Raw genomic sequence first — 787 nt, 5'->3', positions numbered from 1 at the left:
GGTGGTGTTTCAAAAAGTATGCTAGCGTTAAACAAATCCGTTATTAAGGTAAAAGAAAGTCAAATCAAAGGCTTTAAAATGATTTTCGAGCTTTTTAGAAAAGTTGCAACTTCTCCTAAATCCACGCCTGATTCGATGACGAATTCTACAATTGTTACCTTCAATACCGACGGTAAAAAACTTACCGATCACTTGCTTGCAACATTGAAATGCTGTGATAAAACTATCCCAATGATCACTCGCAATTCGAGCATATTGAACCCCAAGCTTTTTAAGTCTAGCTTTAAGACGTTGAACCGTTGCTAAATCCCGCTTACCCCAAACATAAGCAACAACTTCTCCAGATTCTCGATGGTAGGCATAAATAAGCCATTGTTTATTTTTCTTATTCCCTACAAAAGTCCAAAGTTCATCGACTTCAAGACATTCGTAGTGGCTTTGTTTAGGCTGAATCTGATAGATCGATTCACTTAAGGTTCGTAATACCTTGCCAATGCTGATACGCTCGACTTCAGCAATATCTCTTACACCGCTTCCTCTGACCATTAAATGTAATATCTTGCCGGTAATACCTGAGTTACACCCTTGATAGCTTAATGCATGATCACCAATAAACTGACGTTTGCAATCTTTGCATTGATGGTTTTGTTTCCCATCTACTTTGATGCCATTTCTCTTTATATTGTTACTTAGACAGGTAGGACATTTGATTTGTAGCGTTATTTTCATACCTCTATTTTATCAAAAGCCATATTGTTTTTTTCAGCATACTTTTTGAAACACCACC

General features: G+C 37.0%; 1 protein-coding gene. It reads right to left on the bottom strand.

The genetic code is table 11. From position 1 onward, the window contains the following. Positions 1-27: 27 nt before the first annotated feature. Complete coding sequence (locus ACPUEY_RS14075; protein WP_004732697.1) at positions 28-729, bottom strand: IS1 family transposase; 702 nt, start codon at positions 727-729, stop codon at positions 28-30. Positions 730-787: the final 58 nt, after the last annotated feature.

Source organism: Acinetobacter sp. G11 (assembly GCF_049808495.1).
GTDB classification, from domain to species: Bacteria; Pseudomonadota; Gammaproteobacteria; order Pseudomonadales; family Moraxellaceae; genus Acinetobacter; species Acinetobacter kookii.
Note: the sequence above shows the minus strand (reverse complement) of the source record. Positions and strands in the feature narration are given on the sequence as shown.